At 63.1% G+C, this 26,884-nt stretch carries 22 protein-coding genes and 1 pseudogene; 10 read left to right on the top strand and 13 right to left on the bottom strand.

Going from position 1 to position 26,884, the window contains the following annotated elements; all coding sequences use genetic code 11:
• Nucleotides 1–6: 6 nt before the first annotated feature.
• Both J6524_RS21035 and J6524_RS21030 read right to left on the bottom strand, forming a co-directional pair.
• Nucleotides 7–906: an alpha/beta fold hydrolase gene (locus tag J6524_RS21035; protein WP_225673954.1), complete on the bottom strand. Its 900-nt coding sequence runs from the start codon at nt 904–906 to the stop codon at nt 7–9.
• Nucleotides 907–1,209: 303 nt separating this feature from the next.
• On the bottom strand, nt 1,210–1,995 hold the full coding sequence (locus tag J6524_RS21030) for a helix-turn-helix transcriptional regulator (protein ID WP_225673952.1): 786 nt from the start codon (nt 1,993–1,995) through the stop codon (nt 1,210–1,212).
• Between the two features lie 105 nt (nt 1,996–2,100).
• Here J6524_RS21030 and J6524_RS37730 point away from each other — a divergent pair.
• Nucleotides 2,101–3,182, top strand: a pseudogene (locus J6524_RS37730) (zinc-binding dehydrogenase).
• Between the two features lie 14 nt (nt 3,183–3,196).
• Here the strand turns inward: J6524_RS37730 and J6524_RS21020 are convergent.
• The gene (locus J6524_RS21020) at nt 3,197–4,132 is read right to left on the bottom strand and encodes a division plane positioning ATPase MipZ (RefSeq protein WP_225673948.1); all 936 of its coding nucleotides are present in this window, start codon (nt 4,130–4,132) and stop codon (nt 3,197–3,199) included.
• A 316-nt stretch (nt 4,133–4,448) separates the two neighbouring features.
• Here J6524_RS21020 and panC point away from each other — a divergent pair, with 316 nt between their 5' ends.
• Complete coding sequence (panC, locus tag J6524_RS21015) at nt 4,449–5,300, top strand: pantoate--beta-alanine ligase (RefSeq protein WP_225673946.1); 852 nt, start codon at nt 4,449–4,451, stop codon at nt 5,298–5,300.
• A gap of 18 nt (nt 5,301–5,318) precedes the next feature.
• Here panC and J6524_RS21010 read toward each other — a convergent pair whose 3' ends face one another.
• The 4 genes from J6524_RS21010 to J6524_RS20995 all read right to left on the bottom strand — a co-directional run bounded on the left by J6524_RS21010 (nt 5,319) and on the right by J6524_RS20995 (nt 8,075).
• Nucleotides 5,319–5,759: a DUF1489 family protein gene (locus tag J6524_RS21010; protein ID WP_225673944.1), complete on the bottom strand. Its 441-nt coding sequence runs from the start codon at nt 5,757–5,759 to the stop codon at nt 5,319–5,321.
• A gap of 40 nt (nt 5,760–5,799) precedes the next feature.
• Nucleotides 5,800–6,771: a hypothetical protein gene (locus J6524_RS21005; protein WP_225673942.1), complete on the bottom strand. Its 972-nt coding sequence runs from the start codon at nt 6,769–6,771 to the stop codon at nt 5,800–5,802.
• Between the two features lie 151 nt (nt 6,772–6,922).
• Entirely contained in the window at nt 6,923–7,126 is a 204-nt protein-coding gene (locus J6524_RS21000; RefSeq protein WP_171712330.1) for a hypothetical protein, read from the bottom strand.
• Between the two features lie 292 nt (nt 7,127–7,418).
• Nucleotides 7,419–8,075 (bottom strand): glutathione S-transferase family protein, encoded by a 657-nt coding sequence (locus J6524_RS20995; protein ID WP_225673940.1) that lies wholly within the window; start codon nt 8,073–8,075, stop codon nt 7,419–7,421.
• 101 nt (nt 8,076–8,176) lie between these two features.
• Between J6524_RS20995 and J6524_RS20990 the strand changes: the two genes are divergently transcribed.
• Nucleotides 8,177–8,851 (top strand): DUF599 domain-containing protein, encoded by a 675-nt coding sequence (locus J6524_RS20990; protein WP_225673938.1) that lies wholly within the window; start codon nt 8,177–8,179, stop codon nt 8,849–8,851.
• A 573-nt stretch (nt 8,852–9,424) separates the two neighbouring features.
• Here the strand turns inward: J6524_RS20990 and tolA are convergent.
• The 4 genes from tolA to mgtE form a co-directional block, all read right to left on the bottom strand.
• Nucleotides 9,425–10,255: a cell envelope integrity protein TolA gene (gene tolA, locus J6524_RS20985; RefSeq protein WP_225673936.1), complete on the bottom strand. Its 831-nt coding sequence runs from the start codon at nt 10,253–10,255 to the stop codon at nt 9,425–9,427.
• Nucleotides 10,256–10,319: 64 nt separating this feature from the next.
• Nucleotides 10,320–11,138 carry an aldo/keto reductase gene (locus tag J6524_RS20980; RefSeq protein WP_225673934.1) on the bottom strand — a complete coding sequence of 273 codons (819 nt, stop codon included), beginning with the start codon at nt 11,136–11,138 and terminating at the stop codon, nt 10,320–10,322.
• 134 nt (nt 11,139–11,272) lie between these two features.
• On the bottom strand, nt 11,273–11,605 hold the full coding sequence (locus tag J6524_RS20975) for a helix-turn-helix domain-containing protein (RefSeq protein ID WP_225674045.1): 333 nt from the start codon (nt 11,603–11,605) through the stop codon (nt 11,273–11,275).
• Between the two features lie 65 nt (nt 11,606–11,670).
• Complete coding sequence (gene mgtE / locus J6524_RS20970; protein ID WP_225673933.1) at nt 11,671–13,104, bottom strand: magnesium transporter; 1,434 nt, start codon at nt 13,102–13,104, stop codon at nt 11,671–11,673.
• A 104-nt stretch (nt 13,105–13,208) separates the two neighbouring features.
• On the opposite strand from mgtE, the gene J6524_RS20965 reads away from it, so the two are divergent.
• Nucleotides 13,209–14,003 carry a polysaccharide deacetylase family protein gene (locus J6524_RS20965; protein ID WP_225673931.1) on the top strand — a complete coding sequence of 265 codons (795 nt, stop codon included), beginning with the start codon at nt 13,209–13,211 and terminating at the stop codon, nt 14,001–14,003.
• 143 nt (nt 14,004–14,146) lie between these two features.
• A complete protein-coding gene (locus tag J6524_RS20960; protein WP_225673930.1) occupies nt 14,147–15,466 on the top strand; it encodes a polysaccharide deacetylase family protein in 1,320 nt (439 codons plus the stop codon).
• 89 nt (nt 15,467–15,555) lie between these two features.
• On the opposite strand, the gene J6524_RS20955 is transcribed toward J6524_RS20960, so the two are convergent.
• Both J6524_RS20955 and J6524_RS20950 read right to left on the bottom strand, forming a co-directional pair.
• The gene (locus J6524_RS20955; RefSeq protein ID WP_225673928.1) at nt 15,556–15,930 is read right to left on the bottom strand and encodes a hypothetical protein; all 375 of its coding nucleotides are present in this window, start codon (nt 15,928–15,930) and stop codon (nt 15,556–15,558) included.
• Between the two features lie 459 nt (nt 15,931–16,389).
• A complete protein-coding gene (locus J6524_RS20950) occupies nt 16,390–16,818 on the bottom strand; it encodes a hypothetical protein (RefSeq protein WP_225673926.1) in 429 nt (142 codons plus the stop codon).
• Between the two features lie 274 nt (nt 16,819–17,092).
• Between J6524_RS20950 and J6524_RS20945 the strand changes: the two genes are divergently transcribed.
• From J6524_RS20945 to J6524_RS20925, 5 genes are all read left to right on the top strand, one after another.
• A complete protein-coding gene (locus J6524_RS20945) occupies nt 17,093–17,881 on the top strand; it encodes a type 2 periplasmic-binding domain-containing protein (RefSeq protein ID WP_225673925.1) in 789 nt (262 codons plus the stop codon).
• Nucleotides 17,882–18,383: 502 nt separating this feature from the next.
• Nucleotides 18,384–22,169: a DUF4132 domain-containing protein gene (locus tag J6524_RS20940; protein WP_225673923.1), complete on the top strand. Its 3,786-nt coding sequence runs from the start codon at nt 18,384–18,386 to the stop codon at nt 22,167–22,169.
• Nucleotides 22,169–23,272 (top strand): ATP-binding protein, encoded by a 1,104-nt coding sequence (locus J6524_RS20935; protein WP_225673920.1) that lies wholly within the window; start codon nt 22,169–22,171, stop codon nt 23,270–23,272. Before J6524_RS20940 ends, J6524_RS20935 begins: the two co-directional genes overlap by 1 nt.
• Nucleotides 23,273–23,282: 10 nt before the next feature.
• Entirely contained in the window at nt 23,283–25,712 is a 2,430-nt protein-coding gene (locus tag J6524_RS20930) for a DUF5682 family protein (protein ID WP_225673918.1), read from the top strand.
• Entirely contained in the window at nt 25,709–26,878 is a 1,170-nt protein-coding gene (locus tag J6524_RS20925) for a VWA domain-containing protein (RefSeq protein ID WP_225673916.1), read from the top strand. Before J6524_RS20930 ends, J6524_RS20925 begins: the two co-directional genes overlap by 4 nt.
• The last annotated feature ends 6 nt before the right edge of the window (nt 26,879–26,884 follow it).

Genomic DNA, 26,884 nt, shown 5'->3' with positions numbered 1-26,884 from the left:
GGTCGTCTAGTTCGTGACCGGCTTGTTCTTCGGCTGGGGATTGCTGGCCAGAGGGGTTGAGAGCGGCACGGGCCCAGGGCTGCTGCTCAGCACGTCCGGCACCTTGGTCGGCACGGGCTTCAACGCGCCGCTCCTGTCAGACTCGTCGAGGAACTTGTCGAGCATCGACTGGATCGAGGACTTGGCGGCCTCCGGTCCGGTGTCGCGCATGTCATTGTGCTGGAAGCCGGTCTTCACGACCGTGATCCCAGCCTGCTCGCACTGCTCGTCGTCAGGCACAACGCCGGGGTCCGCTTTGAAATGCGTATCCTGGGAGCGGAACGACAGGATCTTGAACTTGCCCTCGGTCAGGAACGGCACCCGCAGATTGTCCAGTGTCACGACTTTCTTGATCTCGTCGGGATACTGCTTGGCGAAGTACATCGAGATATCGCCGCCCATCGAGTGGCCAACCATCGTCACCTTCTCGTAGTCGGCGTTGGGCTGAAGCTTCTTCATCTCATGGATGGCGAAATGGATATTGGCCACGCCGCGCTGAATCTGCGGCAGTCGGCCGACATAGGGCTCGCCGATCTTGGTCACCATCGGCGGGTCGGTCGGCAGGTCGTGCTGCGGACTGATCGCGAGATAGCCGCGCCATGCGAAGACGTTCGACAGGAACGAGTACTCGGTGTTCTTGACGGTGTTGCCGTGGTTGAGGATCGCGACCGGCAGCTTGATCATCCCCGCGTTGGCCTGCATCTCCTTGTCGCGGCGGACAGCGATCTGCACGGCGACAAGACGGTTGTCGCGGACGGGATCGTGGAATGCAATCGTCTCGTGCCGGATCGCCCATTTGCTCGCGGTGAAATACGCGACGGCGACCAGCACTGAGAGTGAAAGCAGAACCAGAATTCCACGTTTCATTATCGTCCTCGCGCCCCGCTAGGGGCTATCCCTGTTTGAGACTCTTCCGGTCCCTTGTTGATGATATATGTCACGATGGCGTGACATAAAGGCCAAATGTTGTGTATTGACCGCCTGATCATTGTGCGATGCACCTATCTCTTGGGCACCGCTCAATCCCACAATTCGACCTGTTTTTCCTTACGACGCCTCCATTCAAGCATTGGTTCGAGGACTAGATAAAGTCTAAGGAAAACGGCGTCCTACAGGACTTGTTCCCGGGAACCAACGCCAGCAGGTGCGATAATACCGGCAAGCTCTGCGCTAAATTGTCATGTAGATGACGAGCTTCAGTGCGGGATCGTCATTGGCCTGGAAACTCACATACTCGAACTTGAGCCGGCCCTTTTTGGGATGGGTCAAGGATTTTCGTCCTGCCGCGGCGCCCCCGACGTCATGAGCCTCCCACCAGTCTGCAAATTCAGGACAGCCTTCGCGCAGACGCGCCAGCAGGTCGCGAAAAGCGGGATCGCCGGCCCAGAGGTCGTGCGTCGCCCGGAACTGCGCGACCATACGCTGCGCCTCATCCGCCCATGAAGCGCCGAACAGCCGTCGCGTAGCGGGATTGGTCAGCACCAGGAGCAGGCTGTTGCGATCGGCATCCGCGAGCTGGCTGAAGGCGAAGATCTCATCGGCAGCCGCATTCCAGGCCAGAATGTCCCAGCGTCGGCCGGTGATATAGGCCGGCAGGTTGAGCTGTTCAATGGTGCGCTGGATCGCCGGGGGGACGCTCTCGCGCACGAAGGCGCGCCCGTCGACACTTTGGGCCAATTCCTTCAGATGCCGGTGTTCGGCCTTGGTCAGCCGTAGCGCACGCGCCAGCGCATCAATAGTCGCAGCCGAAGGACTGACGGAGCGTCCCTGCTCAAGGCGGATGTACCAGTCGACGCCGATGCCGGCGAGCTCGGCCACCTCCTCCCGCCGCAGTCCCGGCGTTCGCCGGCGACGGCCGAGCGGCAGGCCCACCGCCTTCGGCGTCAGCTTCTGCCGGCGCGACCGCAGGAAGTCGCCGAGCTCGCTTTGCCTCGTAGTCACGTCCGATATCGCCATGAGCGCCGCGCCTGAGAAAGGGTCTGGCAGTCCTAGGATAATACCAGGTCTTGCTGCGACCCTGAACCTGGCGAGAATGCGCCTCCATTGAAATGAGGAGGCCCCATGAAGGCTGCCGTTCTGAATGCGTTCGGATCGCCGCTTGCGATCGAAACCCTTCGCGATCCGCAACTTGGCACCGGCGAGGTCATTGTCGAGGTGATGGCGAGCCGCGTGCTGGCCTATGCCAACGAGGTCCTCAGCGGGGAGCGAAAATACCTGATGGACCTGCCCATGGTGCCCGGCCCCGGCGCGATCGGCCGGATCCGCGCCGCCGGTCCCGATGCCACCCGTCTTCGTCCCGGCGATTGGGTCTATTGCGATCCGACGGTGCGTTCGCGCGACAATGCGCTGTCGCCTGACATCACGCTGCAGGGTCTCACCGCCGGTAGCGAGGGCGGCCTGCGCCTGCAACGATACTTCCATACGGCGCCTGGGCCGAGCAGATGCGCGTGCCGACCGAGAACGCTGTTCCGATCGGCGATATCGAGGAGAAGGACGCCGCACAATGGTGCGCGCTCGGCACCCTGCTCGTCCCCCATGGCGGGTTCCTCGCGGCACAACTGCAAGCCGGCGAGATCGCGCTGGTCAACGGCGCTACCGGCAGTTTCGGCAGCGCCGCAGTCGCCGTCGCCTTGGCAATGGGAGCGCGGTGTGTGGTCGCCACCGGGCGTAACGAGCAGGCGCTGGCGGAGCTGACGCGGCGGTTCGGCGCTCGCGTCCGCACCGTGCCGATGCGGGGCGACGAGGCCAATGATCGCGCACGCATCCTGCAGGCCGCTCCTGGCCCGATCGACTGCGTGCTCGATATCCTGCCGCCCGCGGCGAATGCCGTGCAGGTAAGGACCGCGATCATGGCGGTGCGGCCCTACGGGCGCGTGGTGCTGATGGGCGGCGTCGGCATGGCTGATGGCGCCGGTCTCGACCTGTCCTATTCGTGGATGATGCGAAACTGCATCACCTTGCGCGGGCAATGGATGTACCCGCCGCACGCAGCCACCCTGATGACCGGCATGATCCGCGCCGGCCTGGTCGACCTCGACCAGTTCGAGGTCACCGCGTTCGGTCTCGACCGCGCCAACGAGGCGGTTGCGCATGCAGCCAACCATAGCGGTCCGTTCGAGATGACGGTGATCCAGCCGCGATAGCCGGTGATAGCGGTTCAGGCGCTGATGATGTCGCCAAAGATGTCGTGGACTTCGAGCGGCTTGTCGACCTGGGTGAACCATTCGGCGCGATTGGCGGCCCGGCGGCGGCCACGCTCGTCGAGCGGCAGCTTGAGCTGACGCAGGAGACTGGTCACCTCCTCGCGCGCCGTCACATGGCCCATGCTCGGCCGCGTGCCGAGGGTGGCCTCATCGATGTCGTCCAGCGCCGTCAGTCCGCGCGGGAAGAATTCGCGGTAGACTACCCGCTCGGCAAATCCGTCGATCGAACGGAAGCCGAGCCGCAACGAGAGGTCCTTCAGGCTCTCGGCAACCAGCTGCTTGTTGCGCGAGCCGATCATCGACAGCCGGTTGCGGACCACGATCCAGTCGGTGGTGGCGCCGTCGAGCTGGCGGCGCTTGCGCCTGACGTCGCGGACCATCTCGGCATAATGACTCTCACCGGTCACCGTATAGGTCGCCGGATCGACGGTGCCGAGCACGTCGAAGTCGAGGAAGCTGTCGTTGATCGGGGTCACCAGGGTGTCGGCCATCGAATGTGCGAGCCGCATCAGATAGGAGTCCGACCCCGGCGTATCAATGACGATGAAATCGAAGGCACGCTCGACCGCGCCGACCGCCTCGGCGAATTGCTGAAACTCGGAATTTTCATTGTCGGCGATCTGCATCGTCTCGCCGAGCTTGATGCAATAGTGCACCGGGATTTCGAGGTCGAGACCGGTGCGGCGCGCCCACGCGCTGCGGTTGGCGATGTAGCGGGTGAAACTCTGCTGGCGACAGTCGAGATCGATGGTGGCGACGCGCTGTCCGGCCTTCAGCAGGGCAACGGCAATATGCAGGGCGGTGGTGGATTTTCCGGAACCGCCCTTCTCGTTGCCGAGGACGACGACGTGCGCCGATCCCAACTGCCCCTGACTCGCCTGAACCAACATGATTCAACCCCCGCACAATATCTTCAAATCACGCACGACTGCGCGTCAAGTGAAATGCGCGACGACGCATTCAAATCACTCGCAGTGTGTCTTTAATCATGAATCCCGATGGTGCGGATTTCGTTCCGTTGCAAAGATCAGTGCTCAGCAACCAGCAACGCGCGCGCCTGACCTTGGCGTTGAGTTGCCGCAGGCTTGCCATCTCCAAGCAACCTTGGCGGCAATGCTCTGGCCTTATAAGGTCGGCCCGCCCGCCGAACCGAACGGGGTCTTCTGCCCCCTCACCCCGTCACAACCCGCAAGAGATCGAAGCCAGATGCCGCGAAGTCCCATGGTCGTCCGCACCGTCCCCGCATTGCGTCGCGCCGTTGAAGCCTTGCGCGCGCGAAAAGCCACCGTCGGGCTGGTGCCGACCATGGGAGCGCTTCATGACGGGCATGTGTCGCTGGTGCGGCTCGCCAAGCAGCGCGCTCAGAAGGTGGTCGTCTCGATCTTCGTTAATCCGACACAGTTCGCACCTTCAGAGGATTTCGGTTCGTACCCGCGTACGTGGAAGGCCGACCTCGCCCGGCTCACGGAGGAGAAGACCGACTTGATCTGGAATCCCGACGTCAAGGCAATGTACCCGGACGGCTTTGCCACCAGGATCGTGCCGGAAGGTCCGGCCACGGTCGGGCTGGAGGATCGCTTCCGGCCACACTTCTTCGGCGGCGTCGCGACCGTGGTCGGCAAGCTGTTCACGCAAGTCCGGCCTGATGTCGCGATCTTTGGCGAGAAGGATTTTCAGCAATTGCGGGTGGTGACGCAGATGGCCGCCGATCTCGACCTCGGCGTTAAAGTGATCGGCTCGCGCACCGTCCGCGAGCGCGACGGCCTCGCGATGTCCTCGCGCAATGTCTACCTCTCGGCCGAGGAGCGACAAGTCGCGCCGACGCTCTACCGCACCATGAAGGGCACCGCCAAGCGGCTGAAGGCCGGTGAGGAACTTGAGGCCGCGATGGCGGCCGGCCGCGAACAGATCACTGCCGCGGGCTTCGCGCTGGACTATTTCGAGGCCCGGCACGCCGGGACGCTAGCGCCGATCGCGTCGATGAAGGAAGGGCCGGTGCGGCTGCTCGTTGCCGCAAAACTCGGCACGACGCGGCTGATCGATAATATCGGCGTGTAAGCCGGAGACGCGCCCCCGTCAGAGCAACCCCAGGTCGCGTAGTTCGCGCCGCATCGGCTCCGGCATCGCCGCCACGCTGGCGGCGGAGGATTTGGTGAGGTCCGGCGGCGCGGCATCTTCGGTCAGATAGCGCCAGCCCTGGAACGGGCGCATCGGCCGCGGCGAGACGGCAAAGACCTTGGGCTGCATCACCAGGCGGCACCGCCCGATGCCGTCCTTGTCGCGGAACGGCTCGATCGCGATGATCTTTTCCCGCGCGGCGATTTCACCCTTAATCACCCAATAGAGTGAGCCGCCGGCGAGGATCTCCTCGTCGCGCTTCGGCGTCATTCGGGTGATGTGGACGTGACGGAGCGGCAGGCCCTTTTTCTTGGCGGTCGCCATGCGTTCGGCGACCCAGCCTTTGAGTTCCTTGACCGACTCGCAGCCGACGGCAAGCTTGATGAGATGAAGCGGCATGATCACGCCGATGTAGCGGGCCGTGCGTGCTTTGAAAAGATCACTCGTTCTCGGAGGTCGCAGGCGGCGAAGCCGACGGCGCGAGCGGGACCGGGGCGGTGGATGGCCGCTTTGGCGCCGGGGGCGGCGACTTCTTGGCGGCAGCCACCGCGGGTGATGGCGCTGGAGCCGGCGGTGTCGCCGCCGTGGCCGGCCGCGGTGCGGGCGGTGACGCCGGGGCAGCGGCCGCGGGTGGCGATGGCTTCGCCGGCGGCTCGGGCGTCATGATGCTGACCGCTGGGGTGGAAGCCGAGGTCGGGAATTCGGCGTTGGTAGGTTTGCCCGTGGGCATGGATGGAGGCAGCGCCGCAATCAGGCCCGCAGCGCCCGGCGCCGGCGCATTCCATGACGCCGCGTAGCGCATGATCAGGCTTTCGTAGACGCGGTCTTCCATATTGGACGCAATCTGGCGCGTCTCGGTCAGCGAACGGAACGCACGGCAGGACGACGGTGTGCAGCGGTCGCGCACCGTCAGCACATAGGCCATCAATCCATAACGGTCGCGCTCGACGGCGCGGCGCAGCGCCAGCAGGTCAGAGCCAGCGCCTTTGTTTGCGGTGGCGACATCGCCGAGCGAGGTCAGCAACGTGATCTGGGAGGCCGCATAGGCTACCGCTGCGGCGACCGACTCGGCAGAACCGAACAGCACCTTCTCGCAGGCCGCCAGAACAGCGTCGCCGGCAAGCTCGTCAATGCAGGCAAGCTGCGGCAACGGGGCGGTCGCCATCTGGACCGGACGCGCCTCCGCCTGCTGCGGCACGTTTGCCGAACCGCGAAAGGCCACCGTGCCCGCGACGCCGATTGCTAGCAGCGTGATGAGCGCCAGCACCCCGTTGGCCACGGACCTCTCCGCACGCAACAGCGTGATCAGCACGACGATCCCGACAAAGCCGGCCGTGGCCAGCGTCAGGTACAGTGGAAGGTTCGGCGACTGCCAGATCTGATCCAGCGAAGCGGCCCAAGCCCAGTTCATGCGCAATGTCCCTTAACGCAGCATCAAACGCGGTCGAAAAGCGAATGCGTCTTTATCGCATTCGCTTTTCGGCAGAATGGTTCTGCGAACGGGGCCTTTTGACGGCGTTTCGAACGGAACTCCGTCAGCCGGCTGCTTGCACACAACTGTTTCAGGAAATCGCGAGCTGGCTTTCCTTGGCGACCCGTTCGAAAGCTTCGGTCGAGCTTTTGATGCGATACTGACAGTCGTCGCCATCGGTCGGCAGCAGGCGGACGACCTCATAGGTGCCGCTGGCGGCCGGACGGGCAACATTGCTGGCAGTAAAATAGACAGTCTCTCCAACGGAGTACTTATGCTTCAACGCCCTCTCCATTACGCAAGAACGCCGGCCGCGCTCACGGTCCCGCTAGCTTTCGGCCGACTTGAGAACCCTGCGGCAACCTAGCACAGGCACCTCCCCAAAAGCCAGCAGCATCGAGGCATGGCAAACACGCAAATTCCGCATGTTTTTCAGGGCCGTAACCAATAAAGACCCAGGTTCCCTGGAATCCGCCCGTCCGCCCCAAGAGGCCGTGTTTCCCAAAATCGGACAACCGGCGGAGGTGACACGGGCTGCGGTCAGCCCTCAGCTGCCCTGCTCCGACTGCCCACTCCGCGGGTCGAAATCAGACCGTCTCGAACCGTTCGATGACCAGCGTTTCGGCAAGACCGGCGCGGGTCCACTCCTGAAACGCCGGCAACGACATCATCGCATCGTAGTAATGCCGCGCCTCATCCTTCACCTCGATCGCATAGGTGCGGAAGCGATGCACCACCGGCGCAAACATGGCGTCCGCGCCACCGAATGCGCCGAACAGGAATGGCCCGTCCTTGCCGTAACGGCGATAGCAGTCGGCCCAAATATCCTGAATGCGCGCCACATTGGCGCGCGCGTCATCCGACATTTCGACCGCGCGAACAGGACGGTGCAGGTTCATGCCGCATTCGTTGCGCAGCGGCAGGAAGCCCGAATGCATTTCCGCCGAAATCGAACGCGCATGCGCGCGGCGGGCGCGGTCGTCCGGCCACAGCTTCGCCTGCGGGTATTTCTCGGCGAGATATTCGATGATCGAGAGCGAATCCCACACCGTGATGTCGCCGTCGATCAGCGCCGGCACCTTGCCCGAATCCGAAAAGCTCAGGAGCCGGTCCTTGTCCGCCTTGTCGTTGGTGTAGAGCGGGATGAACACTTCCTCGAACGGAATGTCATTGGCGCGCAGCGCCAGCCACGGCCGCATCGACCATGACGAATAGTTCTTGTTGCCGATGATCAGCTTCAACATTTGCGGGGAAATCCTGTTGGAACCGGCATCTTGCCATAGTGCACCGCACACGTTCAACCTGTACATCACGCTTGCCGAGCCACCACCGGGGATGCCGCCACATGGGCGCCTATTGGGTCGATATCGCCGCCGTCGCATTCTTTGTCGCGGAGTGGCTGGCTTATGGGTTTACGCTCGAGCACACGGCTTACGGCCGCAACAGCCTGTCGGCGCGCATGAACGCCTATCGCGAGGTCTGGGTGCGCAACATGCTCGACCGCGAGGCGCGCATGGTCGACATGCAGATCATGGCTTCGCTGCAGAACGGCACCGCCTTCTTTGCCTCCACCAGCCTGATCGCGATCGGCGGCGGACTGGCACTCTTGCGCGCGACCAATGACGCGCTCGCCGTGCTTCGCGAGCTGCCGGTCGATCTCACCCCCTCGCCGGCGCTCTGGGAGATCAAATGCGTCGGGCTGATCCTGATCTTCATCTACGCCTTCTTCAAATTCGCCTGGTCGTATCGCCTGTTCAACTATGTCGCGATCCTGCTCGGCGCGATGCCGCCGTCGTCACAGCGCGATACCGCGGAAGCGGAAACCCATGTGATGCGCACGACACGGCTGTTCGAAGCGGCGGGACGGCACTTCAACCGCGGCCAGCGCGCGTTCTTCTTCGCACTCGGCTATCTCGGCTGGTTCGTCAGCCCCTGGCTGCTACTGGTCACGACCGCGCTCGTCGTCATAGTCACCTGGCGGCGACAATTCGCATCGAATGCCTGGCGGGCGATGGGGTAGAGCCTTCGTTCACGCGCAACCTGCTCGTGGAACTGGTTTCAAAATTCAGATGGCTGCCCCGGCAAGCAAAAACGCGCCGCCGAGCGCGACCAGTACCAGACCAGGCCAATTCGATTTGAACCCAAAGCCGCCAGCCGGTCTTGACGGTTCCAAAGTGTCGCCGGGTTGGCCGGCGCGAAGTCGCCTTCTACCGCTTAATCGGCCATGCCAGATTGGCTGATACGCCATCTGCAACACCCCCCCGAGGACAAGGAGCACACCAAGCCAAATGAGTGTCATGCTCACCTCCCGTCAGTGAAAGGGCCGCGAGATTGCCCCGGGCGATGGCTCGACGACCCTTTCGTCGGTTATATTTCAACGTCTAGCCAGGGCTCTCGGCCCCTATCATTTGCCATCATTTTCGCTCCGTAGGCCGTAGTTCCACTCGGCCTACGGAGCGTCGCACGCCGAGCGGGCGGTTGGCGGCCAGGCGATATGAAGACTTCATGCCTTCGAATACACATGCACAACCGCGCGCACAGCGACGCGCAAAGCGACCAATTTATCCAGGATCGATTTAGGCCGCGAACCTTGTCAGCTGCCGCTGAAGTCCTGCGGCGTGAAGCTGAGATCGAGCACCTTCCATTCGCCGTAGCGGTCCGTCGGCAGCATCGCGTAGGGCTGGCAGGACTGCAACGCGCGGATCGCACCCTGCATCAGCAACGGTCCCTTCATGGAAGCACTCGCTTCAATCAGGATCGGTTCTGCGGCGAGCCGGCCGTCTGGCGTCATCAAGACGCGCAGCTTGACCTTGACGTCGTCACTCCTGGCCAGCGAGGCCGGCAACTTCGAGCAGGTCTTCAGGTGCCGCCGGAATTCGGCGACCAGCGTACTCGAGATGTCGGCCGCCTCGATCGCCGGCGCATCAAAATTGTCCTCGCCCTTGTTGCGGCCGTGCGGGGATGTTGGCGGCGTCGGCAAGAGGTCTGGCGGCAAGCCCAGTAGCACCTGATACTTGATCGAAATATCCGGTTCGGGCGCCTTGTAGGCCGGCGCGGCCGGCTGTGACGGCGGCTGGGCCGCCGGCTGTGGCTGGGCAGCGGGCGACGTAGCGAGTGCAGCCTGCTTCTGCGACTGCGCGGCGGGTGGAGGCTCCTGGGCTGGCGTGGGTGCAGCAGCAGGCTTGTCGGCCATCGAGAAATCGGGCTGTGGTGCCGGTTCCGGCTTGATCTCGGCAGCGCGTTGTTCGGCCAGTTTGGGCTCTTCGGGAATATCCTGCGGTGTCACGATCTCGACCGGTATCTGCTCGGCCGTCACCGCGCCGAACGGATGCACCTCGGAAAACAGCACGAGCAGCGTCAGCAGCGACACATGCGCGACCGCCGACGCCGTGATCTCAGTGGGTATGATCCGCCGCAGGTCCATCGGATCGAAGCGATGTCAGGTATCCCCTAATGTTCGCCAGCATAGCGTTCGGCGGTGCCGCGCCTCAATCCCATTTCGGCGAGAAACCGAAATCCGTGAGCCGGCCGCTGGCCGTGCCCATCGTGGAAATCTCCTGCATGTCCGCATCCGACAGCTCGAAATCGAAGATCTCGATGTTCTCCGAGAGCCGCTCGAGTTTCGACGTTCGGGGGATCGCGGCTACGCCCTGCTGTACCAGCCAGCGCAGGCAGATTTGCGCTGCCGTCTTGCGGTAGCGGTCGCCGATCCGCAGCAAGCCGCGGTCACTCTTGATGCGGCCCTTGGCGACCGGGCTGTAGGCCACCACGGCCATGCCGTGACGTGCGCAGGCCTCCCTCACCTTGGTCTGGTCGAGGTAGGGATGGTACTCGACCTGGTCGCACACCAGCGGTTCCGAACACGAGGCCACCGCCTCCTCGATCAAGGCGACCGTGAAGTTGGACACGCCGATGTGCCGCGCGAGCCCTTGCTGCTTGACGCGCGCCAGCGCGCCGAGCGTCTCGATCAGCGGCACGTGCGGGTTCGGCCAGTGCAAGAGCAACAGGTCGACCTCGGTCAAGCGCAGCCGCACCAGGCTTTCCTTGGCAGAGCGTTCCAGATCGTGAGGCGCGAAATGCGAGGGCCAGACCTTGGTGGTGAGGAATACCTGGTCGCGCTTCACGCCCGCAGCACGCAGGCCTTCGCCGACCTCGCGTTCGTTGTCGTACATCTGCGCGGTGTCGATATGGCGATAGCCGAGCCGCAATGCCTGCTCGACGAGCCGCGCGCAGGTGCGCCCGCGCAATTCCCAGGTGCCCAGCCCGATCGCCGGGATCTTTGCGCCATTGGCTTCGACAAACAGCATCGGTTGCATCCGCGGGCCCAGACCCATTATGGGCTGCGTAAACAGCCGTGCCAACAGATACCGCCTCCGCTCGGGCGCATGCCACTCATTTGATCTGAGAAGGATTGGGTTCGCGGGAGGAACGTCAAAAAAGACTAGGCGGGCGCCGGCTCCGTGGCGAGCGCGGCGAAAACGGTCTCTGGCGAATGGGCGATCACCGCGAGCAGCGCCCGCGCCGGCCCGCGGGGGACACGTTTGCCCTGCTCCCAGTTCCGGATCGTTTCCACCGGCACGCCAAGCCTTGCCGCGAATTCGAGCTGCGTCAGCTGGGCCCGGCGGCGCAGATCGCGCACCGCAGGCAGCGGCGTGGCGTCGCCGGATGCTGCAACGGCAACCGGCGCCTCTGGTATAGCCGGCGCGAGCGGAAACTCCTGCCCGTCCCGCAGTTCGACGATCCGTCCGTCCGCTTTCAGCCGCAAGCGCCGCATGTTGACCTCGTGGGCCAACATCATCGGGCAAGCGCCTTAAGGTCCGATTAACGATAACTAAGGCGCTACTTCAGCCCGAACCACAACGTGGCGATACCGAGGAATGAGAAGAAGCCGACCACGTCAGTGATGGTGGTGACGAAAGTTCCCGAAGCCACCGCCGGATCGGCGCGGACCCGCTCCAGCACCATCGGGATCAGGATGCCGCCGAGCGCGCCGGCCACCAGATTGCAGATGATGGCAAGGCCGATCACGACGCCGAGGCCCGGGATCTTGAACCAGGCCACCGCAGCGACGCCCGTGATGATGGCAAATGCCAGCCCGTTGACGAGGCCGACCATCGCCTCGCGCAGGACGACGCGCCACGCATTGTTGGAGCGGAGCTCGCGGGTCGCCAACGCCCGCACCGCCACCGTCATGGTCTGGGTCGCGGCATTGCCGCCCTGGCTCGCCACAATCGGCGCCAGCACTGCAAGCGCCACCATCTTTTCGAGCTGGCCCTCGAACAGGCCGAGCACAGAGGACGCCAGAAACGCCGTCGCCAGATTGACCAGCAGCCAGTTGAATCGGCCGCGCGCGATGGTCCAGACGTTGTCGGACAATTGTTCGTCGCTGGTGACGCCGCCGAGCGCTTTCAGGTCCTCATCCGCCTCCTCCTCGATGACGTCGACGACGTCGTCGATCGTGATGACGCCGACCAGCCGGTTAGTGGTGTCGACGACGGGGGCCGCGACCAGATTATATTTGCCGAACATCCGCGCGACCTCTTCCTGGTCGTCCAGCACGGAGACGCGGCGTCGGTCTTCCTCGATCAGATCAGCAAGCGGCACCGGCCGCCGCGCCCGCAACAACGTGTCGAGCGAGACCGCACCCTGCCAGTGCTTTTCGGAATCGACCGCGTAGATCTCATAGAAGCGGTCGGGCAGATCGGGGGTGTCGCGCATGTAGTCGATCGCCTGCCCGACGGTCCAGTCCGGCGGCACTGCGATGAACTCCGAACTCATCCGCCGGCCGGCGGAATTCTCCGGATAAAGCAGGCTGCGCTCCAGCGGCTCGCGCTCGTCCGGCTGCAGCTTGTCGAGGATCTCTTCCTTGTCCTCCTCGTCGAGGCCTTCGAGCAGTTGGACGGCGTCGTCGGATTCCAGCTCGCGGACGCCCTCGGCGACCGTCTCCGGCTCGAGTTCCTCGAGGATTTCCTCGCGAACGGCGTCGTCGACTTCATTCAGTGCCGAGAAGTCGAAATCGGTGCCGGTGATCTCGACGAGGGTGACGCGATCCTCGGGCTCGAGCGCCCCGATCAGATCGCCGAGATCGGCCTCGTGCAGTTCCGCGACGACCTCGCACAATAGCGGCCGGCCGGCGGCGTGGATCGCACGCGTGATTTCCTCGACAAACTCATGACGGAGCTGCCCCTCCTCGTCCCGCATCAGGAGAGGGTCGAGCACGGAGCCTTGCGCTGGTCGCGCCTCGGCTTGGGCAACGTCGATTTTCTCGGCCATGCCGCGCCTTGCCGGTTTGACAGTTGAGGGAATTTGTCTGAGTTACGCTGCACGCTTACCCAATCCGCAACACAGTGCGCAATGCCAAATATGTCCCATCGAAAATGACCCGACATTTTAGCGCGGCGCTGTGCTCGGCGGTTGCGGCATTGATGACCTTCATTGTGACGGTCCAGGCTGGCGAATGTCCCCGCAAGGACGCGCTCGGCACCTCACGCGTTCTCGAGGTGGACGCGGCTACCTTTCCGCGCGTCGGCCTCAAGAGCTTTCCGCAGACGCTGCCGCTTGAAGACCGCGAAGTGGTGCTGACCTTCGACGACGGGCCGTGGCCGCCCACGGACAAGAAAATCCTGGCGGCGTTGGCGCAGGAATGCGTGCGCGCCACCTTCTTCCTGATCGGAAGGAACGCCTCGGCGCATCCCGAGCTGGTGCGAAGAATGGCGGCCGAGGGCCATACCATCGCGCACCACACCTTTGCTCACCACAATCTGAAATACATGAAGCCTGAGGCGGCGGTCGGCGAGATCGACAAGGGCATCGCCGCGACCGAAACGGCGCTGCACGGCACAGCCAACAGGATCCCGAGCACGCCGTTCTTCCGCTTCCCCTATTTTGAAATGACGCCGGCCACGCTGGACGCATTGCAAAAGCGCGGGATCGCAGTGTTCGGCGCGGATCTCTGGGCCAGCGACTGGACGCCGATGACGCCCGCGCAGCAGTTGAAGCTGCTCACCGAGCGCCTGCAGGTCGTCCGCAAGGGCATCATCCTGCTGCATGATCCGAAGGCGCAGACGGCTGCCATGCTGCCGGCCTTCCTGCGCTACCTCCGCGACAATCACTACCGCGTGGTCCATCTGGTTCCAGCGGGCGCCCAAACCGTGTCCGGCAAAGCACATTAGATCACTAAGTTTTTCGTTAGCGCCGTTCTGCCGTCCAGATCACGCTCCGAACCCAAATTAGGTCTGGAATTCAGATGATTAAGGCGGCATTCATGGCGCCAGATGTACGTAGTTGCGTGCTCTTGGAATGAAGCCGGGGTTCAATGATCACTAGCGTATTTGGGGAGCTTCGGCGGCATCCTTGGACCGCGCTGTACGTCGGACTACTGACCTCCATTGCCGCGCAGACAGCATCGGCCGCCGATTGCCCGGGTCATCCTGACGCCATCGGCACGTCGCGCACCATCGTGGTCGATCCGCTCGCCTATCCGATCATCGGCACCATGCAATACGGCAAGACGCTGCCGCTGCAAGACCATGAGGTGGTGCTGACCTTCGACGACGGTCCGCTGCCGAAATACAGCGACCAGATCCTCGAGATTCTCGCCGCCCATTGCGCCAAGGCGACCTTCTTCCTGGTCGGCAGTCAGGCCAACGCCAATCCCGAAGGCGTGCGCAAGGTGCGCGACGCTGGCCATACGGTGGGCACCCACACCCAGAACCATCCCGTCGGCATGGATCGCCTGCCGTTCGAACGCTCCAAACAGGAGATCGAGCAAGGTATCGCCTCGGTTACCGCGGCGCTTGGCGACGGAACTGGGCTGGCCCCGTTTCTGCGCATTCCTGGGCTGCGCCGCACCGACGAAATCGAGGAATTTGCCGCATCCAAGGGGCTTCAGCTCTGGAGCGCCGATTTCCCTGCCGATGACTGGCGGGACGTCTCCGCCAATCGCGTCTATGAGCTGGCGATGCAGCGGCTGGAGCGAAAGGGCAAAGGCATCCTGTTGCTGCATGACATTCAGCCGCGCACGGTCGCAGCGTTGCCGAGGATCCTGCGTGAAATGAAGGCACGCGGGTATCGCATCGTCCATGTGGTGCCGGCGACACCGGAGCGGCCGGCGACGCCGACCGAGCCGCAGCAATGGCAGGTGCGCCCGGCGCCAGAGGTGGTGGCAACCTCGCGCTGGCCGAAGGTTCCGAGGTTTGCGTTTGCCGGCGGTCCGGCGCTCCCGGCCCCGGCCTTGTCCGATCTCGATTGGCACACGACCAATCTCGGCGCACCACGCCGCGGGCGCGGCGTCGGGCTGCCGCCGGTTGCACCATGGCCGCGACAGGCGGCATTGCCGGCGGCCACTACGCTGGCAGCACTGCCGGTCCCGGCGGCGAGCATTTTCAAAATCCCGGAATCGGCACGCCTGACCCTTTTGGCTTCGTCCGCACGCCGGACGGCACCCGTTGCGCAGGCGCGATCAACGGAGGTCTCCGCGAAGCTCGACGGCAAATCTCGCCGCCGGGACCGCGCGGCCGCAGCCGAGCCGCCGGCCACCGGACAAGCCGCTCCCGCGGCGCAAGGCGCCACAGGCGGGACCGCGCCCAAGCCTGCTGCTCCAGGCAAACGGGTTGCCGGCCTGAAGAAGCGCTGACCAATGCGGTCCTGTTTGGTCGGATCGGGACCGCGTTCTGATCATTTGTCTTGATTGGGTTTCCCGACGGCCACCCTCGCGCCACCGGCTCAACTGGCCACGATCTTGGCGAGACAGAGCAGGATGACGATGGCGAGAAATAAGAGGTCAATATAGGCCTTGATCTCGCCGGCCTGGCGAAGCGTGCTGACCTCGCTGATCACCTGCTTGCGTATCGAGGTCGAATTCGGCCCCTCGCCCAGCGCCGCCACCAGACGGCGCGCCTCCAATTCCAGCCGTTCGATGCGCTGGAAGAAGTGAAACGACCGCAGCGCGGACGCCGCATGCATGCCGGCATAGACCAGCACGAGGACCGCGACCACCACGCGGTGCTGGTACTTTTCGAGGAAGTTCAGAGCGAAATAGACCAGCGCCAGGAACACGAAGTTGGAGAGGAATCGATAGGCGTAGCTCAGAAACAGCATGAAGGGGCTCCGGGTGGTCTTGGAAGCGCCGACGGCAGCAATCAGCAGCCGGCCGGCTTTTTCACTTTACGCCAATGGTGCGAAGGTAGGGGTATCAACGCGCAGCATGCAGCAAGGATTCGCGGCGTCGTGTCATCGCGGACACGCAAATGCTCGCAGAACCGATTGTAACAGGCCCAAAAGCCAAGTTGCGGTTGCGCTCGGAGGATATCGCATTACCCAAGCGTGCTAAGCCGTCTACAAGCGGATGCGGACCCGCCACCGCGCATCGCCGTGAAGCTAGTCTGACTGTCGGTTACTGCAAAGAGGACCCGCCATTTGCGGCGGGTGCGAGTCTAGGGAGGAACTACAAACTAAGCTGATTCGCGGCATCAACATGTACCGCAATTGACACACGCTATTTGAAAAACATGGCCTCCCGCCGGGACGGCAAACCCGATGTTTCGGATCCCACGGCGACTATACTTTGCCTTCGCTCACCTTGAGTTTGACGCTCTCGCAGGTCTTCCGCACCTGCTCGGTCATGATGGCGCATTCTTCAATGCGCTTGAAGATCTTCTTGGCTTCCTCACGATAGGAGGTTGCGGTATCGCGCACGAAGGCAATGGCATTATGCACTTCGGCGGTCATCGCCTCACATTTCTTCGCTGCGTTGATCAGCTCCGCTCCCATCGCTTCGATTTCCTTGGCCGCGGCTTCATAGTCGCGCACCACAGCCTCGGCGGTAAGCGCGCCGACGCGCGTCACGCCCTCTTCATGCTCGACGTAATCAGGCATTGATCCCGATGGAGCCGCCCTGATCGGCGGGGGAAGGCTCCCTACGACAACTTCTTCAAGCTTGGCTAAGTCCAGCGGCGCGTTTCTGTGAAGTCGTTCGATGCTCGCCATAGGCGATCTCCATGACTCAATGAACAACCCCCAAGCCGCGTGAGCATGGCGACCGATTCGTGGCGAAATCCTGCGCTGAAGAAAGCAACTAAAAGGCGAACGTGTGAATACAGGCGACGCCGGCCCGCGCATTAACCATGCCGGCGCATCCGGCCGCGCGTGGCCCAGGCTTAATGCGCGCTTAACGGTTTGCATCAATGATTGAGGTTCCAGCGCAACGTCTTTGAAAGCCGCAAGAATTGCGGGCCGAACTCAACCTCTTCAGGAGGATCGATTGAGGACGCTTGTCATTTGCGCGCTGGCTACGGCCCTCGTCGGCTGCAGCAGCCAACCAACACAGCCATCATGCGTTGGCCTGAACCCGTTAGCTTGCCTCACCGCGGTTGATGTGCCGATTGAACCTGCCTCGTACGACAGCGATGCTGCCACAGTGAAGCCAGTATCCACCGTTGCCTTGCGCGATGACAGACCTCCCCGATCTCATGCGGAGCACGCCGTCCGTCGAGCGCCCAATCCAATCAAGGTGGCGAAGGCCACGCCGGCCGTTCCCCTGCCGCGTCCTTCTCCGCAAACTAACCAGCAGACAACAGGCAATGCGGTTGCCTCCAACGCTGCTCATGCAAGCGCCCCTGAACCGCATTCGACGACTGACGTTCCACAGGCCCGCACGACAGAGCACCAGGTGGCGGCCGCCTCCGCGGTCGCCGAACGGATGTCGGTCCCGACGCTGGATGCGTCGCTGGACGCTCTCGTGGCCATCCTGGTCGCCGGCCCCGACGTCAAGTCCGTCCCGGATCTGGCCGGCAAGACAATTGCGATCGACGATAGATATTCGGAGTCGTCGATCAGCAGGGTCAGAACCGCGATGGCGGCGGCGGGCGCGAACGAAGTCCAACTGAGCAAGAGCCAAGCCAGCGCGATCAGCCGGCTGGTCGCTAAGGAAGTTCCGGCCGCGGTCGTCGGGCTGGTCTCGGCCAGCGCCGCGGAAAGCTTTCCTGAGCTCGCGCGCCTGCGGACCTTTCGAGTCCCGCTCTCATCGCGATCCGCGAACAAGCAACCGTAGGCGGTGCTGAAGTCGCGCGGGCATTATCAAGGGACAATTCGTTCCCGATCAAAAAAGCGCAAAGCCAAAAACCCAACAAAAACAAAGCTGATATTCTGAAGTGGCCGGCTCGGAGGGATTCACTCCGCAATGATGCTGCTCACTGTCACCTCAAGGCCATGCGCCTGCCAGCACCCACGGCGCAGAACCGGGATCGGATGGCGCACGCCGGATCGCGCAAACTCTGCGGCCATTCTTGCGAACTTCCAAAGCTTCGCACCAGAATTGAGCCATGTTTCTTAAATGATATTGCAGAATCAAGCGATACTGCGGAGTGCGGCGCTCATTGTCTTCCTTGAACGCAACCGACGTCAGTTCAGGTCGAAATTGAGCGATTGTTCGTACAGCCATGATCTGCGGGCGCTACAAGGAGCCGATCAAGCCTTCCGAATTTCACGAAATCCCTTCATCAAATCCCTGATGTCGCCGATCGCAGGATCGCTCTCCAATCCAGAATGCGTGCATGTTTGATTTCCTCAAATCGTTCATCGGTATAGGCAAGCCGGCGGGAATTGCCACAGAGGCCGACAACACCACCGTCAGGGACATCGTGACCGACCTCAAGCGGCTGGAGACGGTCAGCCCGGATCTCGCACAGCGCGCCATCGCCTATGTTCTGACGGGCGAAGGCAGTTCCGTGCTGCTTCAGGTCGAGCAACAGGCAAGCGCCGTTCAAGATGCCCTCGGCCACTATCACCTGTATCTGACCCCGGCGAATGCGGCTCAAAAAGCAGGGCAGGCGGCGGCCACGGCGCGGAACAATGTTGTTGGGCGTCAACATGGACCCGAGGCGACGTGGATACGCCGCTATTTCGAGGTGCTCACGCTGCCTCACAAGGGTGCGCGCTGGGGTATGTTCGCCCACCAGGGACCGAGTCCATCGTGGCTTCGGGGCCTTTTTGCCCAATCGGAGCTCGGCCTGCAAACGAAGCTGGCAACCGATTTCAATACGGTCCTGAGCTGGCGCGATGCTGAAGATAGCGCGACGGTTTTCGCGTTAGACCTTCTCGTTCTGGAGAAGGTCAACCAATACTACTTTCGCGACCGCAACGTCGAATCGAGGTTTGATTTCAAGAGCGGCCTGCTCGCGGAGAAGCAGGCGGTGATAGAGGCCTTTGCGAAATATGACCGCGTGTGCCAAGCCATTGTCATCCACATCCTGAAGCAATTCGACCTGGTCAAGGACGAGTATTTTCACTTCATCTACCAGCAGTATCTCCTGTCAACCAGCAAGGCGGTTCGCGAGGCGGCGCAGAATGCGTTGCTCGCCTCCCCGCCAGAAACGTTGGCCGCAAGCGCCACGCAGACCCTTGCCGAAGGTAACCCGACGGCACGTGCGCAAGCCGCGCAGATCCTGCCGCTTGTGATGGGCGAACGAGCCCGGCCGCTGCTCGAAAACCATCTCGCGAAAGAAAGGTCGAAGACCGTCCGCAAGGTCATCGAGCTCGGGCTGGGATCGGCGGTTGTCAGCGATGATAAAGCCCAGACCGTGCGCACATTGAAGGGCGATGGCGCCGAAGGCTACCTGGCCGCAGATGGCACTGAAGTGCTTTCGCCGCCAGTGACGTTGCCGGGACCGACGCCGCTGCCCGACAGCGTCAAGGCCGGGTATTGCAATGTGCTCGACAAAGCCCACGCCCAGTGGATGAAGACCTACGAAACCCAAAAAGCATATTATGAGCAGGCCACGGCCGAGCAACGCAAAGGCTGGAAATCGGGCGCACCAGTACCGCCCAAACCGATCGATCACGCCGTTGCCGACAGATACTGCGCGTTTTTGGCCTCCGACAGTCCGATCGACGAGGCCGCGATCGCCAAGATCGGCAACGTCGCTCCGTTCGCTCCTTACAACAGCGAGGCCGCGGCTGATGCGCCGTTCAACAATCCGGATCTGACGCTGTGGCATCTCTGCCGTGCGCGTTCGATCGAGGCTCGCGGGACAAAGAACTCCTATTGGCTCACGGGGAATCTGTTGAATGGTCGCGGGGCCATTCCCGCCGCCATTCATGCGCGACTGACCAATGGCATCGATCTGCGCACCGTGACGGCATTGATGCAGCAGAACCTGGAGCCCAAGGAACTGGCGATGCAGGCGCTAAACAGCGGCATCTCCGAAGACCTGTCTGCAGAGGCGATCTGGCCCTATCTCGCGGCTCATTTCGACATACTTGACCAGGCGCTCGGGCAAATCGCTTCAACGGCCTTTCGCGACCCGCCGATCCTGAACGCGTTGAACCTGCTTCGCCTGTTTCCGAAATTGCCGGCGCGCTATTTCAACACGGTCCTGACCCACGCGCTGTCCTCCAAGAAATCCGTCAACAAGCCGGCCCGCGCGTTACTGCTCGGGATCGAGGGAATTGAGCAACGTTTGCTACCGTTCCTTTCGGACAGCAAGCAGGATGTCCGCTCTGGCGTCGCCCAGATGCTCGGCGTCATCGGGGCCGAGAGCGCCATCGAGCCGCTCAAGAAGGCGCTCGGCAAGGAAAAATCCGAACTGGTGCGAGCAGCTTTGCTGGGCGCGCTGCGTCGGCTCAATGTCGATATCGCCAGCTACGTCTCGCCGGAAATCCTTATCAAGGAAGCCGCCACCGCCCTCAAAGGCAAGAAGGCCAAGGATATCGGCTGGTTTCCGCTCGATAGCCTCCCTGCTCTCACCTGGGCAAGCGGCGCGGCTGTACCGTCAGACGTTCCACGCTGGTGGATCGCGCTCGCGGGAAAGCTCGCGCAGCCGGGCGGCAACACCCTGTTCTCGCTCTGGCTCGATCAGCTCACGCCTGAAAGCGCCGAGGCGCTTGGTCGTCACATCCTTGGTAGCTTTCTGCGTTACGATGCAACGCACTGCTCCGAAGATGAAGCCAATGCACACGCCAAGGCCCATGCACAGCAGCGCTACGAGCAGTATCAGGACTATGCCAAGCGCTGGAATAACGAGTTTTATCGGTCCTATACGTATGAGAAGGCGTTTGCCGATCTCCGCGCCGAGCGACTTGCCATTTATCTCAACAACGCCCAGGCCGATCGCGGCATCCTTGGCCTTGCGACACGTGCGGAGGGCACCTTCGCGGTCCAGATGGTTCGCGCCTATATGCGCGATCACTATAGGAGGACGTCGCAGGTCAAGGCGCTTACGGAATATCTGAGTGGCAACCCGTCGACGGCCGCGCTGCAGATGCTGCTGTCGATCGCGCGCCGCCATCGCACCAATGCAGTCCAGGTGCTGGCGCAAGCGCTGGTCGAACGCCTCGCCGACGAACGGGACTGGACCACCGACGAGCTCGCCGACCGCACGATCCCGACGGCAGGTCTCGATGAGCGCGGCATTCTCGACCTTGAGATCGGTAGCCGCGTCTATCAGGCGAGGCTCGATGCCGAAGACGTGCTCACGCTTTACAATCCCGATGGCAAGGTGGTGAAGAGCCTGCCTCAGGTCAGCGAAGGACCTGACAAGGAAAGCGCCGCGGAAGCCAAGAAGGCACTCTCTAACGCCAAGAAGGAATTGAAACAGGTTCACGAGTTTCAGGCCAAGCGGCTCTACGAAGCGCTGTGTGTCGGCCGGCGCTGGCAGGCTGCCGACTGGCGGCGCTTCATGCTCGAGCACCCGATCGTTGGACGGCTGGTGCAGCGCCTGGTCTGGCTCGGCCTCGATGCGCAGGGCGAAATCATCGGGTCGTTCCGGCCGCTTGAGGATCTCTCACTGACCGACAGCAGCGATGGCGCCGTCGATCTTGATTCTTTCGCCGCCGTCCAGTTGGCACACCGTTCGCTGTTCACATCAGAACAAAGCGAAGCCTGGAAACAACATCTCGCCGACTACAAGATCGAGCCGCTGTTTAATCAGTTGGACCGTCCAGTGCTGACGAGCAGCGCCGGAACTTCCATCGACGACCGGGCCGGCCACCTTATCGAGGCATTCAAGCTGCGCAGCACGGCGCAAAAGCTGGGCTATGACCGCGCGCAGGCCGAGGATGGCGGCTGGTTCACGCAATACATCAAACCCTTCGCTGGCGTTGCGATCAACGCCGTGATCGAGTTCACGGGGTCGCCGCTGCCCGAAGAAAATCGCAACGTGGCACTGGTCGCGGCCAAGTTCGTGCGCGCACGCAAAGGTCAGCGGTCGAGCTACGGCCTGCAGCTTGCGCTCAATGACGTGCCGCCGGTGCTCCTGAGCGAAGTCTGGAATGACCTTCATCAGATCGCGGCGGCCGGACCCGGATTTGCCGCCGACTGGCGCAACAGGGTGGGCTGGTAATGGAACAACGGAATGCCTTGCAACTGCGCCCCAGCGCCGAAGCTCGCTTTGCGGACGAACTCGCGGCACTGAAGGCCGCCGATCAGGGGCGGCGGCCGCCAGGCTGGGCGCTCTCTGCGCGCGCGGTACGCACCTTCATTCTTGGCGACAGTAAACTTTCCATCCGCCGCAAATTCTATGGCGACGATGCGCTGGTCGAACGGGCCCTGGTCGCCCTGATGAGCGAGCAAGGCCTGATGCTGGTCGGCGAGCCGGGCACCGCCAAGTCGATGTTGTCAGAGCTGCTGGCGGCCGCGATCAGCGGCTCCTCGATGCTGGTGGTGCAGGGGTCGACCGGCGTCACCGAAGACCATGTCCGCTACGGCTGGAACTATGCGCTGCTGATCGCCGAGGGACCAACCCCGCGCGCGCTCGTCCCCTCCCCGGTGATGGAAGCGATGCGACTGGGCCGCATCGTGCGCGTCGAGGAGCTGACACGCTGCCCGCCCGAGATTCAGGACGTCCTGATCTCTGTGCTGTCGGAAAAGGTGATGGCGATACCCGAGCTCGGCGAGAGCGCCAGCATTTACGCCGCGCCGGGCTTCTCGGTGATCGGCACCGCCAACCTCCGTGACCGCGGCGTGCATGAAATGTCGAGCGCGCTCAAGCGCCGCTTCAACTTCGAGACCGTGCTTCCGCTGACTGATCCTACCATGGAAATGGAGTTGATCCGTCAGGAAGTCGATAAGCGCCTCGGTCAGGCGGACATCTCCGTGAACTTCCCCGATGAGGTCACGGACCTTCTCGTCACAACTTTCCAGGATCTGCGCCGCGGCCAGACCAAGGACCAGGTGCCGCTGTCAAAACCGTCGGCGGTGATGTCGACAGCGGAGGCCGTCAATATCGCCCATGCGGCAGCGCTGGAAGCGGCGTTCCTCGGCAATGGCGATGTCGGCGGCGGCCATATCGGGCGACAGTTGCAGGGAGTCATCGTCAAGGACAATGCGGAGGACGTGAAGAAGGTTCGCGCTTATGTCGATCACATCGTCAAGGAGCGGGCCCGCCGCAGCAAAGTATGGTCGGACTTTCTCGGCGCAGTGAAGGCGATGAAGGACGAGTGCTGAGGCTCATGACATGAGCGCACTCGATCCGGCCGCAACCGCCGCCCGCCTGTTTGACACCAAACGCAATCTTCACTTCTTCCCTGTCCGCCACCACTCGCCGGCTTGCGCATTGCATTTGCGCGAAGCGCTGCGCGCCATCCGTCCCGCTGCCGTCCTGATCGAGGGGCCCGTCGATTTCGAGCCGCTGATCGGCGAGCTGCTCGCGCCAGGCGTCGTGCCGCCGGTGGCGATGGTGGCGCTGCCCGACAGCGAAGCGCGCGCCGAGAAGGGCCGTGCCGGCACCACCTATTATCCGATTTGCCACCACTCGCCCGAATATATCGCGATCCAGGATGCCAAGGCGCTCGGCGCCACCATCCGCTTCATCGACCTGCCATCGCGTCACCCCGCGATGCTTTCAGGCGGCCGCGACAGGCAGGACCAGCCGCTGCTACCGATGCGGGAGACCATGTTCGACCGTGGCGCCTATGTAGAAGCAATGTGTGAGCGAACCGGTTTTCGCGACGGCTTGGCATTGTGGGACGGGTTGTTCGAGGCGCGCGCCCGCAGCGCCGACTGGCGCGGCTTCTTTGCCAGCGTCGGCGCCTATTGCTCAGCCTTGCGAGCCGCATCTGATATGGATGAGTTGCAGGCTGACGGGACGCTGGCTCGCGAAGCCATGATGCGCGCTTGCCTCCGCGATACGATCGCAACCGTGTCGGGACCGATCGCAATCATCACTGGCGGCTTTCACACGCCGGCGCTGATCGACGAGCAACCAGAAGCGCAACACGCCGCCATCGGCGCTCCGGCTCGCTCGAATGCCTGGCTCATTCGCTACGACTACCGTGCACTCGATCGCCTGAACGGCTACGGCGCCGGCCTGCCGCTGCCGGGCTTCTACGAGCGTGTGTGGGAGCGCCTGACCGGCGCGAAGGGCGATAGCAAGAACTCGCTGACGGAGGAGATCCTGGTCGGCTTTCGCGCGCATCTGATCGCAAACGAGCCGGCCCTCACCTTCTCGTTCCCGACCCTTCGATCGATGGTCGAGGCGGCAACACGGCTTGCCGACCTGCGCGGGCTTTCCGAACCTGGACGAACGGAGCTATTCGATGCGCTGCGATCTTCGGCCATCAAGGAGGAGATCGAGCTCGGCAGCCATCCGCTGCTCGCCGCCTTCACCTCTTTCCTGCAGGGGGACCGGCTGGGCGACCTGCCGCCCGGCAGCCGGCTGCCGCCCCTGATCGAGCGGGCCCGGCGCGAAGCCAGATCCCACGGCCTGTCTCTCGAAGACGCCGTGCCAAAAACCCGCGAGTTCGATATCTACCGCAAGGTGCGCCATCGTCAGTGCAGCCAGTTTCTGCACGCGATGCGGCTGGTCGCGCCTGCGTTCGCTGAACGCGTCAAAGGCCCAGACAGGGTGCATGGCTTTCGCGCCGATGTCCTTATGGAGACCTGGACCTATGCCTGGTCCCCGGCCGTCGAGGCATCCCTGATCGAGCGGGCGGCTGATGGCGAGACAGTCAGGGATGCTGCGGCCACGGTCCTGATCCGGCGCCTCGAAGACCTTGAGAAAGAAGGCCAACGCAACAACGCCGAGGCGGCCTTTAACCTCCTGAGCGTCGCCTTCGATGCCGGAATTGGCAGCGCCGCCGACACGTTGGCCGCCGCAGTCGGCAACGCGGCCCGCGCAGACAGCAACCTGCTGCGTTTGACCAGAGCCTTGGTTGTCGGCCAAGCCCTCAAGGCTAGAGCCAAGGGAATGCAGTCTGAAGACACCGTCCAGGCTTTCGCTTCTCTGCTCCCTCCTCTGCTTGATCAGCTGGCGCGACGCATCGCGGAGCTTCTGCGCGACCTTGCCGCCGTCGGCCCCGACAATGTCGGCGAAGCGATCGGCAGCTTGGCGGCGCTGGCGGAAGCGATGGCCGATCCCGATCCGCCATTCCCGACAGAGCCGCTCCGCGACGCCCTGCAGGATCTCATGACCGAACAACTCGATCCCGAGCTGACCGGAGCCGTCATCGCGCTGGCTGCCTTGATAGGCCTGATCGATGACGCCGAAGCAGGAAGGCGTCTGTCGGCTGCCCTGGCCGGTGCGTTCGAGCGCCCCGGCGAAGCCGTTCGCACGGTCTCGGGTGTGATGGCGCTGGCGCCACAGCTTTTCATCAACGACAGCAGCGTCATCGCAGCCATCGATCATCTGTTCGGTGCAGTTGATGACCAGGGCTTCCTGGACCTGCTACCGCAACTGCGTATGGCATTCGCAGAACTGAGCCCGAACGAAACCGATCGGATTGCCGCTGTCGTCGCGGCAGCCCATGGTGTCGGTGAGGACGATATCGCTATTCTGCGAGACGTTCCGGATGCGCGCGTTCTGTCGGACCACTTGGCCCTCAGTGGAAGACTGCGGAGCCAATGGCTCGAGGACGGCTTGTCAGCCTGGCTGGAGCCACAGCCATGACCGGCGGGCGCAGCGACAAGTCCGGCCAACCGTTGTCAGCGGAGCAAACCCGCCGCCTCCTGCGCTGGCGCATGGCACTCGGACGCTATGCCGATAGGCAGATCGGCAGCTCGGGCCTCTCGGCAGAAGATCTGCGCCGCGATCAATTGCTCGAACGCATCTATGCAGAGCGCGCGCGCCAACGCGGGCTGCGTCTGGGTGCGAACCGCAAGGGTTCGCTCGATCCGAGCCAGATCACCATCCCCGACTGGCTCAACGATAGCCGCCGGCTGTTTCCGGCCTCGGTCTTCGAAACGATTCAGGGCCATGCACTCAATGATCTCGGCCTTGCAGGCCTGTTCGCCGATCCAGCATCGCTGCAGAAATTGCAACCAAATCTCGATCTGATGAAGGTGCTGCTCGCGTTCAAGGGCAAGGCGGACAGGAACCTGGTCGAGGCGATCCGCCGGGTTGTTGACGTCGTGGTGGAAGAGCTCCGGCGGAAATTGAAGGCCGAGATGGATCGCGCGTTGTCGGGCCGGCGCGATCGCTTCAACCGCGGAAAACTCCGATCTGCGGCCAATCTCGATCTCCGCCGCACGATCCGCGACAATCTGCGGCACTACAATCCGGAGCGCAACGCCGTCATCGCGGAGCGGCTGCATTTTGTTTCCCGGAAGAAGCGACGCATGCCGTGGACGATCATCCTGTGCGTCGACCAGAGCGGCTCGATGCTGAACTCGCTGATCCACGCCACGGTTATGGCCTCGATCCTCGCGGGATTGCCGGCGGTCGAGGTACGTTTCGTCGCCTTCGACACCTCGATTGTCGACATGTCCGACAAGCTCGCCGACCCGGTCGACCTGTTGCTCTCCGTGCAGCTTGGCGGGGGCACCGATATCGCGCACGCGATGGCCTATTGCGAGAAACTCGTCGTCAACCCGAGCCGCACCGTCATTGCCTTGATCAGCGATTTTGAGGAAGGCGGCTCGCTCTCCGAGCTCCTGCGCTGTGTCCGGCGTCTCGCGGAAGCGCGCACCAGGCTGATCGGTCTGGCCGCGCTCGATAGCGATGGTCAGGCGATGTTCGACCGCTCCGTTGCCGGGAAGCTGGCAGGCCTCGGCATGCATATCGCGGCGATGACGCCTGATCGCTTCGCCGAATGGCTGGTGGGCATCATGGACTAGGCCTGC

Origin of the sequence: Bradyrhizobium hereditatis (assembly GCF_020329435.1) — a bacterium.
Lineage (GTDB): Bacteria > Pseudomonadota > Alphaproteobacteria > Rhizobiales > Xanthobacteraceae > Bradyrhizobium > Bradyrhizobium hereditatis.
The sequence above is the reverse complement of the archived record's forward strand: the minus strand, read 5'-3'. Positions and strand labels throughout refer to the sequence as shown.